Annotated in this window: 13 protein-coding genes and 1 pseudogene; 4 read left to right on the top strand and 10 right to left on the bottom strand. The window is 58.6% G+C overall.

Annotation, left to right across the window (positions count from 1 at the left end; all coding sequences use genetic code 11):
- Window positions 1–21: 21 nt before the first annotated feature.
- The 10 genes and pseudogenes from N3J91_10035 to N3J91_09990 form a co-directional block, all read right to left on the bottom strand.
- The gene (locus N3J91_10035) at window positions 22–1,125 is read right to left on the bottom strand and encodes a rhomboid family intramembrane serine protease (protein MCX8156769.1); all 1,104 of its coding nucleotides are present in this window, start codon (window positions 1,123–1,125) and stop codon (window positions 22–24) included.
- A gap of 44 nt (window positions 1,126–1,169) precedes the next feature.
- Complete coding sequence (locus N3J91_10030) at window positions 1,170–1,991, bottom strand: prepilin-type N-terminal cleavage/methylation domain-containing protein (protein MCX8156768.1); 822 nt, start codon at window positions 1,989–1,991, stop codon at window positions 1,170–1,172.
- Between the two features lie 9 nt (window positions 1,992–2,000).
- Complete coding sequence (locus tag N3J91_10025; protein ID MCX8156767.1) at window positions 2,001–3,752, bottom strand: hypothetical protein; 1,752 nt, start codon at window positions 3,750–3,752, stop codon at window positions 2,001–2,003.
- 335 nt (window positions 3,753–4,087) lie between these two features.
- Window positions 4,088–5,257, bottom strand: coding sequence for a hypothetical protein (locus N3J91_10020; protein ID MCX8156766.1), 1,170 nt, complete (start codon window positions 5,255–5,257; stop codon window positions 4,088–4,090).
- An 817-nt stretch (window positions 5,258–6,074) separates the two neighbouring features.
- Window positions 6,075–6,923, bottom strand: a pseudogene (locus tag N3J91_10015) (glycosyltransferase family 2 protein).
- Window positions 6,905–7,381 carry a hypothetical protein gene (locus tag N3J91_10010; protein MCX8156765.1) on the bottom strand — a complete coding sequence of 159 codons (477 nt, stop codon included), beginning with the start codon at window positions 7,379–7,381 and terminating at the stop codon, window positions 6,905–6,907. The pseudogene N3J91_10015 and the gene N3J91_10010 overlap by 19 nt, the downstream one beginning before the upstream one ends.
- Before the next feature lie 198 nt (window positions 7,382–7,579).
- Complete coding sequence (locus N3J91_10005) at window positions 7,580–7,966, bottom strand: hypothetical protein (protein MCX8156764.1); 387 nt, start codon at window positions 7,964–7,966, stop codon at window positions 7,580–7,582.
- Between the two features lie 20 nt (window positions 7,967–7,986).
- Window positions 7,987–9,153 carry a hypothetical protein gene (locus tag N3J91_10000; protein MCX8156763.1) on the bottom strand — a complete coding sequence of 389 codons (1,167 nt, stop codon included), beginning with the start codon at window positions 9,151–9,153 and terminating at the stop codon, window positions 7,987–7,989.
- Window positions 9,154–9,262: 109 nt separating this feature from the next.
- Window positions 9,263–9,658: a hypothetical protein gene (locus N3J91_09995; protein MCX8156762.1), complete on the bottom strand. Its 396-nt coding sequence runs from the start codon at window positions 9,656–9,658 to the stop codon at window positions 9,263–9,265.
- Between the two features lie 261 nt (window positions 9,659–9,919).
- The gene (locus tag N3J91_09990; GenBank protein MCX8156761.1) at window positions 9,920–11,881 is read right to left on the bottom strand and encodes a hypothetical protein; all 1,962 of its coding nucleotides are present in this window, start codon (window positions 11,879–11,881) and stop codon (window positions 9,920–9,922) included.
- A gap of 297 nt (window positions 11,882–12,178) precedes the next feature.
- Between N3J91_09990 and N3J91_09985 the strand changes: the two genes are divergently transcribed.
- The 4 genes from N3J91_09985 to N3J91_09970 all read left to right on the top strand — a co-directional run bounded on the left by N3J91_09985 (window position 12,179) and on the right by N3J91_09970 (window position 16,375).
- Window positions 12,179–12,853 carry a hypothetical protein gene (locus tag N3J91_09985; protein MCX8156760.1) on the top strand — a complete coding sequence of 225 codons (675 nt, stop codon included), beginning with the start codon at window positions 12,179–12,181 and terminating at the stop codon, window positions 12,851–12,853.
- Complete coding sequence (locus tag N3J91_09980) at window positions 12,850–14,433, top strand: TIGR03663 family protein (GenBank protein MCX8156759.1); 1,584 nt, start codon at window positions 12,850–12,852, stop codon at window positions 14,431–14,433. The genes N3J91_09985 and N3J91_09980 overlap by 4 nt, the downstream gene beginning before the upstream one ends.
- Window positions 14,434–14,523: 90 nt before the next feature.
- Window positions 14,524–15,258, top strand: coding sequence for a TetR/AcrR family transcriptional regulator (locus tag N3J91_09975; GenBank protein MCX8156758.1), 735 nt, complete (start codon window positions 14,524–14,526; stop codon window positions 15,256–15,258).
- Window positions 15,245–16,375, top strand: coding sequence for an efflux RND transporter periplasmic adaptor subunit (locus N3J91_09970; GenBank protein MCX8156757.1), 1,131 nt, complete (start codon window positions 15,245–15,247; stop codon window positions 16,373–16,375). The genes N3J91_09975 and N3J91_09970 overlap by 14 nt, the downstream gene beginning before the upstream one ends.

The raw sequence follows: 16,375 nt of genomic DNA, 5'->3' as shown, positions 1-16,375 counted from the left end.
ACCGGCCTTGTCAAACTGGAATCATGCAGATCCGGGCCGCGGCGGGGCTGCTTTGCCTGCCTGCCGCAGCCGCCGACCCCACCAAAACAAAATCCCCACCAGCGCCCCGCCCAGGTGAGCCGTGCCGGAGACGTTGCCAAAGCCACGGATTTGTTGGTAGGCAACCCAGCACTGCAGCAGCATCCACACGATAAACAGGGAGAGCGCCGAAAACTTGAGCCAGTAAAACCGCCACCCCAGCCGGGCCAGCAAACTGATCCTGGCCCGGGGAAATTGCAATGCGTAAAACGCCAGCACCCCCGAAATCCCGCCACTGGCCCCAATGGCCGGCACCGCCGAGTGAGGCTCAAACAGGATATGCAGCAGTTGCCCCCCCAGCGTGGCCAGCAATAGCAGGAGCAGATACCGCCCCCGGCCCAATTCGTCTTCCACATTGTCCCCGAAGATCAGCAGAAAATATACATTGCCGACCAGGTGCAGAATGCCCCCATGGAGGAAGAAGGCCGTTAAGAGTGTCAAGCCCCCATGTCGCCACCAGGCCGACGGCACCATGCCCCACTGCGCCACCACCGTTTCCAAATTAAAAAATGCCGCCACGCTTACCACGCTTATCAAGATCGCCAGCCCCCACGTCACCCACGGCCGCCGTCGCAGCGCCGTGGTCTCCGCCTCCACCGGCAGTCCCAACAAGGCCGGCAAGGTTTTCCACTCCGCGTCAGGTTCTTGCTCCAGCTCCCGTCTCTGTTGGATTTTTTCTTTCGCCACCTCCTCGGCGGCACGGTAATGGAGCTCCTCAAGCGAGGGCGGAGGCGCGGCCGGCACGCTCTCCAGCTCGTGCGTGTCAAACCAGATGATGCCGCACGAACGGCAACCATCCAGCTCCAGCCCCGCCTGCGGGGGGGATAATACCGTCATCTTTTGCTCGCAAAACGGGCAGGGACGCTCCCCCACCGTCTGGCGCCGGTTCAACTGGCGCAACAAGGCATTCACCAGCGGATCGCCGCCCCTGGCCCGCACCTGGGCCAGGGTCAGCGAGCGGCCCGTGCAACTGCCGCAGGCATAATACATGCCTTCGGGCACCCGCTGCACCCGCAACGGTTCATGACATGCTGGACAAATGGGCATAATACAAGCCGACACCCGGGCGCCAGGCCCCGCCAGGCGCACCCTCACGGCCCCGGTTGCACCGGCTCCGCCGTGTGAAATTGGAGCCAGGAGATGTCCCGGTCCATGCTCGATGTCCGCCGGAAACCCGTCACCCCCAGCGGCCCCAGCGTCGTGCGCTCCTGCCAGCGGTGTGTCTCCACATGGCCGTCGGCAAAGGACAAATTCACCCCTTGATTATGGTAGGCCGCCGGCGTGTCCAGCCACCAATAAGGCGTGGGCACGCCGTGCCCGTCGTAGGTGCCGGTATTGCTCAGATCCACCGCAAAATTGCCCTCGTTGATGCTGTCGTAACGCTCGTCCAACAGCACGAAAATCCGTGACGGGTCACGGATGTCGCTGGCCCGCCGATACACCATGAAATTGGTGCCGTATCCGCCAATAACCAGCACCGGCTTGAGAAAGCGCACCGGGTTGAGCCGGTTGTTCATGCTCACGCTGCGCGCCAAAGGGGAAGGATCGGCGGGGCATTTATACAGGGCAGCATGCGTAACGAACGGCGCCAACAACGAACGTTTGGAATCCACCAGCAGCGCGGTGTTGGTGGCTTCCACCGGATTGCGCAAATGGCCTGCCACCCAGTTGGTAAAGGGCAGGCCGTCGCCGTCGTCCACCGTCCACGGCAGCCGCTGCTGGTGGTCATCGCCATACAGGCGCCACGCCAGCGCCAGGGCGCGGTGATTATTGGCGCATTGGACAGTCCGCGTCCGCTGTTTGGCTGCCGCCAGCGCCGGCATCAACAACGCCGCCAGCAGCGCTAGAATTAAAATCACCACCAGCAGCTCGATCAGGGTGAAAGCCTGCGCCTTCTCCCACCTGTTCGCCATGCGCTTCATTTAAGGCCGTGCGTGCCGCGAGTGTAACCCAACCACCACCACTGCCAATCCAGAAACCATCGTGACCGCCCACCCCGCCCATTCCACCGGCGACCACTTCAACTCCACCCGCAGCGTGTGACGGCCGGCGGGCAGCTCCACCTGCATTAAACCGCTCAGCGGCGCTGGCCAAAGTTTCACGGGAGAAACGCCACGCCAAGCCCGCCAACCCTCGAAATAAAACCGGCTGAGCTGCAGCTTGACCGGGGCCGGCGCCTCCACTACCACTTGCACACGCCGCGGCCGCCACTCCTTGATCGTCACGCTGCCGCGCCCCTCCACAAACAGCGCTGCCAGCCGCGCCTGATCATTCACCACCGCCGCCCGCGGCAGCAGCGGCAGGATGCCGTCGGTGTAATGGTTCACACGCTCCGGGTGCCGGTTAACTTCCAACTCCTCCAGGACCAGGCCCAGCGGCACCCTCACCCCCGCCGGCAGGTACTCCGCGGCGTCTTCCTGCCGTCCCAGCCAGTCTGCCGGGGGCGGTTGATTGTGCTGCGCGAAGTGCCGGATGGCCTGAATATCCAGCCACACCCACCCCGCCAGCAGCGCGGCCAACACACCCCCCATTACCCTCCTCCACCAACCCCCGCCCTGCTGCCATGAATGCAAACCCACCGCCAGCAGCCAGCACGCCGTCAGCGTCAAAATCGCGGTGGCCCGCCAGGGAAATTGCACCAGTTTCAACTTCGGCACATGCTTCCACACCGGCTCGCCCAGCGGCAACATCAGGAACAACATCGCATACAAAACCACCACGCCCCACGCCACCCGCCGCCGCAGCCCTGCGTCTTCCTTCGGCCCCGCCATCATAAATCCCCACGCCCCCACCGCAAACGTCCCCACGATCTGCCAAAACAACCCCGCCCGAAACGCCTCCCCCTGCGGATGCAGCGCCGTCAACAGAAAATTCCGGTCATACTGCAAATTTGGCGCGTTGGTGAGCGCACTCATGGACACCAGCTCCTGCAGGGTCATGGCCGGCAGCACATATACCGCCGCCAGCCCCGCACCCCACGCCATCCCGGCCACTGTCCATCCTGCCAACCGCCAGCGCGCCTCCCGTCCCCCCAGCCACCAGGCATAAACCAACGGCACCGGTGAGAACAGCAGCGTCGCGGGCAGATGCGTCGCCGCCAGCAAACCAAACCCGCAGGCCAGCCGGAGCAGACCCCGCGCAGGCCCTCGTTCTTCCGCCAGGCCATCCACCCCGCTCAACACCAATGGCAACCATGCGAACGCCCAGAGCTCCGCATACGCCCCCCGTGCATACAGATCGGCAGCCAGATGATACGGTGCAAACAGGTAGGCTCCAGCCCCCGCCAGTGCCGCCCACCCCTTCACCCACCGCTGCATCCACCCCCAGGCTGTCAACCCGCTTAAAAACAACGCCAGCGCCGCCCCCGCCCCCAGCATCCGCCCGCTCGCCCCCTCCTCCCCAAGCACCGGACGCAAAAAGCTCGTCGCGTAATAGGGTGCCGGGGGATAAAAATAAAACGCCGGACTCCCCAACCCGCCGTTCATATCCATCAACCAGCGGGGATACACCTCGCCTTCCCATAATTGCCGGGAAAAATTCGCGCTCCAGTTTACATGAAAGCGCGCGTCATGCTGCGCCGTCCCAAAACCCCGAGCCAACATCACCCCGCCTCCTGCCATTGCCAGGCCCAGCAGCGCCGCCGCCACCAGCCAGGGCTGTCCGCGGCTCAACAAACTATGTGGGTATTCATGCACTTAATCCACCGCCCAAATACAATCTTCCCTGCGCGAGAGGCCTGAAACGGATGGATCGCACTGTCGCAAGTTTATCAGATTTCAGCTTTGTTTGTTCAAACATCTATTGCAAGAAATCAGCACCTCGATCGCCCACCACTTCCCAACGACTTACCTAGGCTTTGCAACCAGTGCAGTTATGAGGCCCGGGCCGGCAGTTTCGTATTCTAACTCAGTGGCATATTGCCAATGGCTGGGCTTTTTCGCAATCTTCAAAACCGAGACTTTTTCATAAACTGGCATCCCTCGTCTGTAATGACATTTTTCTCCGATTCTTAGGTTTTTGTATGTTCTTTGTTTGCCGTCTTCCGTTTCCAGTAATTGCCGGCCATCCAAAACAGCGGAATAACAAGCACAATAATTAACATCGCCACTGCAAGCATCCGTCCCCGGCTGGAAACAACGGCTCGTTCCGCAGAAGGACGGGTCCTCTTTTCCACCATTTTCTTTAACCCAGGATCATCACGTGCCAACCATAAACCATTTGTTATCTGGTACTGAACCACCCGGCGCGTATTAGGATGGCGATAATCAATAACATCAATTACTCCCTCATATTGTGGAGGAGTGACCAGTATGTCGTCCGACACCACTATTTGCGTGCTCCAACCTCGAACATCGGTGATGACCGACAAGTCATTCGTGTCCCTCCCATTATATTTGGGCGCGTACCTGACAGCATGGAATTCACCGGGCAGTTCAACTCCCTGCCGTGAAACCCATTTATCTGAATAATAAATAAAGTTGCTGAATCCAAGATCATAGGGCGGGTTGTATCTAAATACACTTCTTTCCCTGTCGGGCCCCACCGTTCTTACCCACCCATCGTTGAAATAGGTAACGCACTTGGGCAGGCCAGGGGGCTTTTCATTAATCGCGCTGCGAGCCAATACCGTAAAGCCCTCATTGTGGAGGCGCATATCGTCCAATGCCCATACCGGATGCAAACGGTTTGAGTTTCTCATGTGGCTAAAATAGTTTCCTGAACAGTAGGCCAGCCATATAAAGCTGCACGTACTTACATCGGATTCCGGAATCGGGTTTGTCGAGATCGTGGCGATCGCAACGTTGGTCGTGATTTCATTCTCTTCCCGGTGAAATATGCTTAATGTGATCATCTGTGTTTTATCCCAATACCGCTCATTCCGGCAAAGATCGCGATTCCCCACGGGCTTCACATCCACAGTTATTTTCCAAACACCGTTGCTTGCTTGAACCATGAAGGTATTGGTAAAGGCACGCCTTAGGCTGTTCATGTAATATTGCCCGATGATTGTCGTCCCGCTCACCGAGTATTGCTGGGAGTGCACGGCGACCCCGCTTAAAATCACTAGCAGCAACAGCCATCTCGTCAGAGCATACTTGTTCTTCAATGTTGGTTTGCCGGTCAGCACATTGCTTGCCATACGATCGTCCAGCTTTTCCACCAGTTTGCGCAGTTTCATATTCAGCACGTCACCTCCTCCGTCAGCCACAGCCCCGTGCGCAGGTTGAACAGGAGGATTGACGCCTTATTGCCGAGGTTATGCCGCAACGGCCACCCCACGCCCCCCATCCGCGCACCAGCAGCCACAAACCAAATCGGCCCGGCCTTAAAACCAGGTCGAGTTCAGGATCCACTTTGGGTGTTTCGAATTCCTATTCGCAATATTCGAAATCCAGTACCATTCGGGTACAATCTTTTTCCATCCGGATGCTCAGTTGTTCACATTCGCATCTCTGACGGACAGTGTTGTAAACTGGTTCCCCAACTTGATAGAAACATTTGGCTCTTGCCCCGCCTGAAGGAACACAACGAACACCCATGTCGTCGTATGTGATAACACTCACGTCATCTCCCGGAACACGCACTCCTTTTTCACACGGAGGAGGCGGGTTGCCGAAGGCAACACACACCTCATAGTTGGTCTCATCAGGCGTCCGAATATCATAGTTGCAGAACTCAGCAACCGCGGTGATCGCAACCGCGGCTACCAACCCAACCACCATGGATTTTCTCCTGTTCATGAGGCACTCCTTTCTTTTACTTTTAGGTTTATGTATGTTCTTTGTTTGCCGTCCTCCGTTTCCAGTAATTGCCGGCCATCCAAAACAGTGTCAGCCATTCTTTTCAGTGGTTTATTAGCCTGTTAAAATCTGGTCATTTGCGATAACTTTGGATTTTCCTCCCGTCAGCGTCGGATTTTTTTCTTTGCGTGTCTCCATGATACTTTCCATTTCTTTAATCCCGTTCGGCTCTGCACTTTGTTCCTTGTCAACCCATTAATCCGGCGCTTTTGGACATTGCTCCAGGCACCCCTTAAACGTGCGCCCTTCAGTCCCCGTTCCCTCTGTGGGCTGCCACCGGCGGTACTTCACCAGGCACCACACCGCCTCCAGCCCATGCCGCAGCCGAATCTTCTTTCCCTCCGCCCGGCTTCGCCCGTGATACGATATCGGCACCTCCATCACCCGCACCCCCAATCGGCTCACCTTGGCCGTAAATTCCGGGCAAAATCCAAACCCTTGCTCCCGCAATTCCAGCCGCTCCAGCAAGTCCCGCCGGAACATCTTATAACAGGTCGCCTCGTCCGTAAGCCACTGACCCGTGCACAGGTTGGAAATGAGCGTTAACGCCTTGTTGCCCAAGGTATGCCACAAAGGCCCTACCCCCCGCCGCCCATCGGCGTACCGGCTCCCGTAAACCACGTCAGCTTTGCCGCATAGGATCAGCTCGAGCATCGGCCCCAGGTCTGTAGGGTCATATTCCAAATCACCGTCCTGCACCACCACCACCGGCGCACGGGCCAGCCCCAGGCCCGTCCCCAACGCCGCCCCTTTCCCGCGGTTGCGCTCGTGCCGCGCCAGGCGAATGCGGGAATCCCGCGCCTCCTAGGAGCGCATCACCTCCCAGCTCCCATCCGTGGACCCATCGTCCACCACCACCACTTCGGCTACAAACCGCTTCTCCAAGACGCGCTCCAACACCAAACCCAGGTTCCGTGCCTCGTTGTACACAGGAATGACCACTGCGAGGCATGGGGGAACAGGCTCATTATCCAAGCACACCTTGCCCCACTCAGGCGGTTTATGCGTATGCCCTTCCACAAAGTTTATGCAATAGGCTGGCATTCATCCACTTGCTTCGATCCGTCCTTGCCCAACGACTTCCAGATAAAGACGGCCGAACCAATGCCCAGATAGGCCAGAATAAGCTTCATTACCAGGTCCACCGTCCCCGCAGAAACCGGCAGCCACTGCGTAACCGTGCCCAGACAGGAACAGCCTTTGTATTGCATCAACCATAAGCCAACGCGATAGGCAATAAACAATCCGCATAGCCAAAGCAGCAGATAATTCCTTGCCCTAATGTTTCTACCATTAAACAAGTACCACGCAACGCCCAGTTCAAGAAGTGCTGTCCATAGCAGCAACTGCCGCAGGCTGACGAAACGGATTATCGGGTCCGCCAGCGCCATGACCCTGGCCTCCCCCGTAACGCTTATGAGCTTGCACACGGCGGTGAGACACAGGATGGTTGCAGCACTGGTATGAAACAATGACTCACTTCTGATGTTAATACTTCTCATGGTCAATGCGAGTTACCTGGCAGGCAGCAGAAAAAGGCCCGGCGGAGCCACGCCGTGCGCAGGTTAAGCCGATGCGCAGGTGTTCCCTGGGGATTCGTGCAATCCGACCTATGGGACGAAGCCTTACCGGACATAAATCTTATTTTTGCGGGCCAAAATACTGCTTGAGTGGTTTAGACGATGCATTCATCTAATGATCTACATTGTACATTCATCACCATCCAGATACCCTTGTGCACATCTTTCTCCGGTTGGGATTTCTATCTGATTTACAACCTCCAAGCTGCAATAACCGTCTAAGATGCGATACCACGTTACTGTCTTTATCACATTTAGTGATATAACAGTGCAATTTTCTTTTCCAGTTACAGCATAGAGTTCTGAACCGTGAGAAGATTCACGCGGGAGGTATTCGACAGCAACACAGGCATTCTCAACTCTGGCCAACTGGCTTGTTCCAGTGGTACAGCTAGCTCCTCCCTGCAACTGGAAACAAGCATACCCGGCTGTAGTTGCCATATATAGTCCGGTTATAAAAAGTATCTTTGCGGTTTTGAACCCGGTCTGATTTGGCATTGTTTTCATCTTTTTATTTAACTTCAGGGTTAATGTCTTGTTCCAGCCTTTCGCCAACAAAAAACCAGTGGCCAAAATAATAATAATACCAACAACAATGCAGCAATAACTCTTGCTTGCCGTGGAGGCGCCTCATTTTTCGCGTCCAGTTGCATTTGCAGTTGATACAGCTCCCGGATTAGCTGTGTATTTCCAAATGGCCAGTTTGTGGACGCATGATACACTATTGGCCTGCTAATCTTGGAAAATCGTTTGTCATATACCAAAACATCCCCTGGAGATTTCAGTATATTGGCCGCAGTATCAGGGGCCTCGACATGGATGGATTGCGCCTGTCCATAATATCTGACCACCATGTACAATTCGTTGCTGCCTTTGCCACTCACAGCAGGTGTGTATATGTTCAAAGCAAAAACAATTGGCATGTGCATCCCTGATACATTGGTTGTTCTAATAACTTCATACTCTCCCTGCAAGAATCCGTTATGATAGGGCGGCGGGTGCCGGCGCTGTTGAAGTTGTTTATTCGATGAAAGAACATAATATGTACCATCAGAATACCATTTCAGGCTCTTCAAAAGTCCTGGATAACCCGTGTTAAACTCCCATTCAGCGCCCACCTGGTAGTGCGCGTTGGTGAACAGCCGGTCATCCAGCAATCCAAAGGGTTTAATGCGGCCTCGCCCGCTGCTATTCAAGTAACACGTCGCCCCATAAGCCAGGTATATAATATTGGCTCGCGTAGCATTTCCCCGCGGAACCAACGACGCATACACCTCAGCAAAGCAATTTACTTTTTTGGCACGAGCTTCTTTCGCCTGGCGTTCTGGTTGTATTAAGTCAGGGTTGGTCTTGCGAATTTCGTATATATTAGTACCATCGTGTTGGACCTCGTATTCGATAATATGGTCAAAACCCGGGCTTTGATCCTTGACTTTGGTCTCTATTCGCCATGTGCATTTGTGCCGGTGCATCACAAATGTATAATTTTGCACTTCGACAAGTTTGCCACCTGGATCGCCCGTTGATGGAATATAACTATGCTGCACCAGCGTTCCGGTTACAGTAAAGGTCTGACCTTGCAGACAAGCCAAACCGGCTGCAGCGATAATTAGTGCCAAACCGGCTTTGCCATGGGTCAGCCTGGTCTTTGCCATCCTGTGCGCAATAGTTTTCTTGCCTTCAGACCTGGGCATTTTTGTCTGTCATTTTTTTCTCCAGCCCGTTTTCCACATGCCGACCTTTCACCGCCCACGACCCGGCAGAAGGAAAACCATTGAATTCGCCCACCGGGTAACGTGCAGATTATCCCTGGATGCACCTGCGCTGAGTTACAATCTTTGGGAGCGTCCGGCGAAAGGGTATCATGGTGCACCGCATAAATATTTGTTCCATCACAACCAATATCATAATAAGTGGCCCACTGATTGCTTCCCAGGCGACTTTCATGCGCCATTGACTTCCCCGCCGTTGCAACGTAAAGGGGTGGCAATAGCTAAAATTGGTCATTCGATTGCTGATAACCAATGAAGCGGTCATCTGCCAGGTGACGGAAAAATGCGTCTGCCAATCCAGCTCACTTGCCGCCCCCAATACATCACCCAACCCTGCCGCCAACATCGCAACCACGCTGGCGACCCTTTTCCATCGGGCGAACATCTTCGTAAGAATCATTGCGCCCGCCTTTTGCCACTCCTTCACCCTACTCCCAAGACTCTGGCGTCTCTTTCCGGCCTCTCCTTCACGCGTCCGTGTCTCAACCGTTCTCCTCCAGCACACCTTGCACCAGCCACCAGACAGCAGACGGTGAACCTTAAACTGGATTACAGCAATCAAGTTAGCAAAAAAAATACTTGTCAACACCTTTTGTATAAAATTATTTTTTCAATGTAACATGTTAATCCGCGATTACTTACGCATACGTATTCTACTCATTTAAAAAAATTCGGGGTGTCACTAATTCTATTTGTTATTCTGCCCCCGCCATTCGGCTCTAAGCAGGCACCATGATGTATGGCGTGCGGACAGATGTGTATTCGGCACACAAACTACAAATGCCGTCTGCAGCCCTTGTTGATAACGCTGCTGCTGCGGCCCGCGAAACCGCACCACCCAGACATCCCCGCTCTTAATCACGCTTTCCCGCACCAGAAATTCCAGCCCGACCTTTGCGCGCACGTGCTCCGGCGGCTCTTTCTCCCAATCCTGCCGGTCGGGCCGCACGGTCAGCTCCAAGTACTCCGGATTTTCCACAAACAAGATGACCAACGGCATCACCGCGCCGCTCCCCGTTGTCCAGCCCGCTCCGTTATAGGGTATCAAGTAATCGTCAAACCGGGTGGCCGCGTCGTAATATGACGGCAGCGCCGGGCGCGGTTGAGCGGCCTTGGCCTGTTGCTTTTCCATCTGCCGTTGCACCTCAGTCCATGTCCAGAGGCGAGGCCGGCCGTAGGCACTGCGCAGGCCCTTGACTTGCCAGACCGTCCACCCGCTTAACACCAACAGAGACAGTGGCAGCAGCACTTTGGACCCCCGCCCCGTCCCCGCCCACGCGCACCACCCCAGCCAGCCTGCCGCCATCAACGCCCCAAACGCCGGCATGAAATCCAAAAGGTAGCGGGAAGAAATGACGCTGTTCCGCAGATAAAAGCCAAACAATGTGACGCCGGCCAGCGCGCCCCACAGGCCCAGCGCCACGATAAGCCGCGCGTGCGCCGGAACATCGGCGCCCCGCCGGTGCCGCCGCCACCACACCGCCCCTGCGCACGCCGTCGCCACCCCTCCCCCCGCCAGCCAGGGCCAGTACCAGGGGTTATACGTCGTCAGGTACACCTCCCGCCAGCGCAAGGTGGGCGACTGGCCGGGAAAGAAGTTCTGCTGGTAAAAATCGCCGCCATTGAACTCGCGGGTGAAAAATAACAGCCCCAGCAGCTCCCGGCTGGCGGACCACACCGGTTCCAGTTGGTACGGATGATCAAACCGCGTGGCGTACATCGAACCATAGAGATTCTGCAAATTCAGCCGGTGCCCAAACTCAAACCCGCTGCCAAACCGGGCCAGGTTCGTGTAAAACAGCAGGGCCCCGCCGAGGCCAAACAACACCAGCCCCAACCCGAGCGCGCGCCAGCCGCCGCACCGTTTAGCGCAAGGCCTCCCCTTGGTTGCCGCAGGCCCATCCGCCATACTTGCCTCGGATGCCGTCGCAGACTCTGCTGCAATCTCTTGTGCGCGAAACGGGCGCCCCCACCACCAAACCCCCGCGCCCACCACCACCGCCGCCATGCCGTAGAAGATCAGTGGCGGGCGTATGAAACCACCCAGGCCCGCCAACAGGCACAACACCCACCACCACCGGCTGCTCGTCCGTTGCGCCAGCCGCGCCAGCACCCTCAGCAAAACCAGCGCGTAGAAATACTCATACGCCACCGCCTCCTCGTAGATGCCAAACCGCGTCGCCAGCAGTCCGAAAAGCGGCGGAAACATGAGCAATATGAGCATCGCGCCGCTGACGCCGACGGCGAAAGCCCAGAACTGGCCGGGGGCCTCCACTTGCTCCGGTTCCTGCCAGCCCCACAGCGCGCACAACAAACCAAAGGCCGCCACTGCCGCAAACAAGCCGAAAGCCCACACATCCGGAAACGCCGGGAACCCCGCCGCCCGCGCCGCCAACTCCCAGGGCAGACGCCACACCGGGACGCCCAGACCCCACACTTGATGCACGCCGCCCTCCGACCACGTTAAATCATGCGTCGCGCATACCGGCGACCGGCTGATGGCCAGCTCCCCCTTCAACAGAGCATCAACCTGGGAGCGGTAGTGCGGATTCTGCGAGAAGAGTTTGCCATCTGCTCCCGCCAACCCGGCCAGCCAAAGAATGGCTACCGCATATCCCAGGCTTTGCCGGGCTATCCACAGGGGGCGCATAAGGCGTGACCTTATTGGACACCACCGCCGGGTGCGGTCAATCCTTTTGTCATGCCTGAGCGCAGCGCGGGGCTGTTTTGGGGCGCGATGGGGGCCTGTTGGCCCGTAAAGACGCGCCATTTACCTTTCAGACCAGCCACCCTTCCCGTCCACCCATGGTCAAACCCATTCCCATGATCTTGATTGAGGCATCCCGGGCGTTGAATAATTTTGGCTTGGAAGGCGGTCTAATTTGTGGAAACTGCTGGCTTTCCAATGGTGGAAAAAGCAAAGCAAACCAAAATGAAATTGATGGTCATGAGAAAGGTAATCGCCCTGATGATGGCTGGCGCGCTGTGGGCGCTGGCCTGGACGTTCAACGTCGTCGCCGCGGATTTGGCGCCACTGCCGCTCAAAATTCCTCAACCCACGCTGAAAGGCACGCCGGAAGATTTGCCCAGCGGCCCCAATGTGGAGCCGGTGCCGGAGAAGGAACCCCCGCCGTTCATGGCGCCGCCCGGCGTGAAAAATGTGGCCCTCAAAAAGCCCGTGACCGCCAGCGACAAGAATCCCATCACCGGCTCGCTGGAACAAATCACCGACGGCGACAAGGAAGCCTTTGACGACCAGGTGGTGGAGATGCGCAAGGGCATCCAATGGGTGCAGGTGGATTTGCAGGACATGTACAAGATTTATGCCATCGCCATCTGGCATGACCATCGTTACATCCAGACCTATCAACGGGTGATCATCCAGATTGCCGATGATGCCGAGTTCACCAAGAACGTCCGCACGCTGTTCAACAATGACTTCGAAAACAAGGCCGGCCTGGGCATCGGCAAGGACCGCCAGTATTTCGAGACGCGCTGGGGCCGCGTGATCGACGGCAAGGGCGAGGTGGCCCGTTATGTGCGTTGGTATTCCAACGGCAGTCACTTGAGCGCGCTCAACAACCGGACGGAAATCGAAGTGTACGCCCTGCCGGCCAAATGAACGGCTGGCTGATCCGGGTGCTGTTACTCCTGCTGGCCGCCGGGGCCATGGGGCTGCGCTGGCCCCAACTGGACCGGCGGCCTTTGCATAATGATGAGGGGGTCAACGCCTGGATCCTCCGCGACCTGGTGGAGAAGGGGCACTATCGTTACAACCCCGAGGAATTCCACGGCCCCACTCTCCACTATCTCTCCCTGCCCTTCGTGCGTCTGGCCGCGCCCGAGGCCCGGATGTCCGACGCCAATTTGCGCGTGGCGCCGGTGGTGTTTGGGGCCTTGATGATCCTGCTGCTGGCGTGGCTGGCCGACGGCCTCGGCCGCGTGGCCACCGTGACCGCCGGCCTGCTGCTGGCCATTAGTCCGGCTTTTGTTTTTTACAGCCGTTATTTCATTCACGAGATCTTTCTCATTTTCTTCACCTTCATGGCCCTGGGGGCCGGCTGGCGATACGTGCAGACCGGCCGCTGGCCCTGGGCGGCGGCGAGCGGCGCGGCCGTGGGCCTGATGTATGCCACCAAGGAAACCTTCGTGTTTCAAGTGGCCGCCGCCGCGGCCGGCGTGGCGGCAGTGTGGTGGCGCCAGTGCCGGGAAGGCGGGGCAATGCTTGCCAAACGCCCTTGGTGGAACCCCCGGCATTGGGCGCTGGCCGGGGCGGCGGCCGTGGCCGCGGCAACGCTCTTTTTTACGTCCTTTTTCACCCACCCGCGGGGCATCTTGGATGCGGTGCTGACGTACGAACACTGGATTTCCCGCGCCGGCGGCGCCTCCCCGCTGGTCAAACCGTGGACTTATTATTTTGAGCATTTGTTCTGGTTTCATCCCCCCAAAAGCCATGTGTGGACGGAAGGCGGCATCCTGGCGCTGGCGCTGGTGGGCGCGGTCGCCGTGCTGGCCCGGCGGCTGCCCGCCGCCGTGAATCCGGTGTTGGGCGGATTTCTGCTGGTGTACACCCTGGTGCTGCTCGTGATTTACACGGTGATCCCCTACAAAACACCCTGGTGCATGCTGGTGTTTCATCAGGGGTTGATTCTGCTGGCGGGAATGGGCGTGGCTTGTTTGTGGGAATGGGCGCGCCCCCGCTGGGCCCGGGGCGTGCTGCTGTTGGCGCTGGCTGGCGTGGCCGGTCATCTGCTCTGGCAAGCCTGGCGGGCGGCCGTGCCGGTGGCCTATGACCGCACCAACCCGTATGTCCACAGCCAGACGATCCCCAACATTTTCGAGCTGGTGCAGAAGGTCAAAGCCGTGGCCGCCGTGCATCCCGACGGCACCAATGTGCTCATCAAAGTGGTCTCGCCCGTGAGTGTGTGGCCGTTGCCATGGTATTTGCGCGAGTTCCAGCGGGTGGGCTGGTGGGAGGAAATGCCCGCCGATCCTTATGCGCCCATCATGCTCATCAACGCCTCCCTGCACGCCGAGCTGGACGAAAAAAGCAACAAACAATACCTCATGGTGGGCTTGTTTGGCCTGCGCCCGCCCGCCCGGCGCAATCCGCCTGACACGTTTCTGGAGATGTACGTGGAGTACAAACTCTGGGAGCGGTATGTGATGTCCCTGCCGCGCCAGCGCGGGCAGGACGAGTGAGCCGGGGGACGAAGGGGGCCCGTTGCGCCACCTTCAGGAGGAATTCACCGCTTCGCCACTTGACGGGCCGGCGCCGCCATGTTACTTAACATGGTTAGAAATTTTAACGTGGTTAAGTCCTCTCCACAACGGGAACAAAGGAAGGCGGCCTTGCGCGAGCAGATTCTGGCAGCCGCCCGCGCCTTGTTCGTCAGCCGGGGCTATGAAGCGGTGACGATGCGGCAAATTGCCGAGCGCATCGGCTACACCGCCACCGCGCTGTACTACCATTTTCCAGACAAGGCGGCGTTGCTGCATGAATTGTGCCGCCGGGATTTTCTCGCGCTGCAATCGTTTTTCCAGCGGCTGGCCCAGGTGCGCGATCCGGTGGAGCGCCTGCGGCAGGCGGGGCAGGCGTATGTCCGCTTTGGCCTGGAGCATCCCCAGCATTATCAATTCATGTTCATCATCCCTTACCCGGAGCCCGCCCCGCATGAGGTGGGCATCACTCAGGGGGATCCATCGCAGGACAGTTATGCGTTCCTGCGGCAGGCGGTGGAGGAGGCCATCCGGGCGGGACGCTTTCTGCCGGCCTACCGTGACGCGGAACAGGTGGCCCAGATGTTATGGGCCGCCATGCACGGACTGGTCGCCTTGCATTTGAACTGCAGCCGCAGCCGTTGGCTGGCCTGGCGGCCCACCAAACAGACCGCCGCCTTGATGGCTGAAACCATGTTGCGCGGCATGCTGCGCAAGCCGCCCGCGAGCCGGAGCACACCCCCGCACGCCGCGACCCCGTCGCACCGGCGGCGCACCGCCGGAAGGAAAGCCCATGAAAAAACGTAATCTTGTCCTATCCCTGTTGCTGCTGCTTCTCATTGCGGGGGCGCTGGGTGGCATCAAGGCCCTGCAAATTGGACGGCTCATTGCCGCCGGCCAGGCCTTTACACCGCCGCCCATCGCCGTGGCCACGGCCGTGGCCCACGAAGAAACCTGGCCGGTGCAACTGGAGGCGGTGGGCACCGTGGCCGCCGTGCAAGGCGTGGCCATCAGCCCGGAGATTCCCGGAACGGTCCGCGAAATTTTCTTCACAGACGGCGCCATGGTCAAAGCGGGCGACCTGCTCGTGTGCCTGGACACCTCCAGCGAAGAAGCCCAACTGCGCGCCGTCGAGGCGCAGGTGGAGCTGGCCCGGCTGCAAGTCGAGCGCCTGCGCAACCTCCGCCAGGGCGACACTGTGTCCCAGTCGGAGCTGGACACGGCAGAGGCCACCCTGAAGGCCAACCTCGCCAACGCCGATGCCATCCGCGCCGTCATGGCCAAGAAAAACCTTCGCGCGCCCTTCGCCGGCCAGTTGGGTCTGCGCCAGGTGCACCTGGGCCAATATGTGGAGGCGGGGCGGCCGCTGGTGACCCTGCAGGCGCTGCAGCCCGTGTATGTGGACTTCTCCCTGCCCCAGCAAACGGTGGGCCTGCTGCGCACCGGCCTGGTGGTGGAGGTGCAAAGTGACGCCTTTCCGCAGCGCCGCTTCCAGGGGCGGCTCATCGCGCTGTCGCCCGAGGTGCAGGCCGATACGCGCAGCCTGGCCCTGCGCGCCGTGCTGCCCAACGAAGACCTGGCCCTGCGGCCGGGCATGTTTGTGCGCGTGTGGGTCATCTTGCAGGGGGAACAGCGCGTGCTGGTGATCCCGGCCACCAGCGTGCTCAGCGCGCCTTACGGGGCCTCGGTGTTCGTGGTGGAGCCGCGCTCCGGCACCAACGGCACCGCCGGTTTGACCGTGCGCCAGCAGTTTGTGCGTTTGGGCCGCAACCAGGGCGATTGGGTGGTGGTGGAGGCCGGCCTGAAACCCGGTGAAAAAGTCGTCAACGGCGGCCTGTTCAAACTCCGCAACGGCGAGGCGGTGGTGGAAAAAAATGATCTGGTGCCCCAACCGCAAAAGTCGCCCCAACCGGCGGATAGTTAA

The organism is Verrucomicrobiia bacterium, from assembly GCA_026414565.1.
GTDB lineage: Bacteria > Verrucomicrobiota > Verrucomicrobiia > Limisphaerales > Fontisphaeraceae > Fontisphaera.
The sequence above is the reverse complement of the archived record's forward strand: the minus strand, read 5'-3'. Positions and strand labels throughout refer to the sequence as shown.

Bases quoted from the DNA above. Each gene is read 5' to 3' on its own strand.
- N3J91_09980 (MCX8156759.1), top strand. From the start codon at position 12,850: ATGAACGGCTGGCTGATCCGGGTGCTGTTACTCCTGCTGGCCGCCGGG.
- N3J91_10035 (MCX8156769.1), bottom strand. From the start codon at position 1,125: ATGCCCATTTGTCCAGCATGTCATGAACCGTTGCGGGTGCAGCGGGTG.
- N3J91_09985 (MCX8156760.1), top strand. From the start codon at position 12,179: ATGAGAAAGGTAATCGCCCTGATGATGGCTGGCGCGCTGTGGGCGCTG.
- N3J91_09975 (MCX8156758.1), top strand. From the start codon at position 14,524: ATGGTTAGAAATTTTAACGTGGTTAAGTCCTCTCCACAACGGGAACAA.
- N3J91_09970 (MCX8156757.1), top strand. From the start codon at position 15,245: ATGAAAAAACGTAATCTTGTCCTATCCCTGTTGCTGCTGCTTCTCATT.
- N3J91_09990 (MCX8156761.1), bottom strand. From the start codon at position 11,881: ATGCGCCCCCTGTGGATAGCCCGGCAAAGCCTGGGATATGCGGTAGCC.
- N3J91_10005 (MCX8156764.1), bottom strand. From the start codon at position 7,966: ATGAAAACAATGCCAAATCAGACCGGGTTCAAAACCGCAAAGATACTT.
- N3J91_10010 (MCX8156765.1), bottom strand. From the start codon at position 7,381: ATGAGAAGTATTAACATCAGAAGTGAGTCATTGTTTCATACCAGTGCT.
- N3J91_10030 (MCX8156768.1), bottom strand. From the start codon at position 1,991: ATGGCGAACAGGTGGGAGAAGGCGCAGGCTTTCACCCTGATCGAGCTG.
- N3J91_10000 (MCX8156763.1), bottom strand. From the start codon at position 9,153: ATGCCCAGGTCTGAAGGCAAGAAAACTATTGCGCACAGGATGGCAAAG.
- N3J91_10020 (MCX8156766.1), bottom strand. From the start codon at position 5,257: ATGAAACTGCGCAAACTGGTGGAAAAGCTGGACGATCGTATGGCAAGC.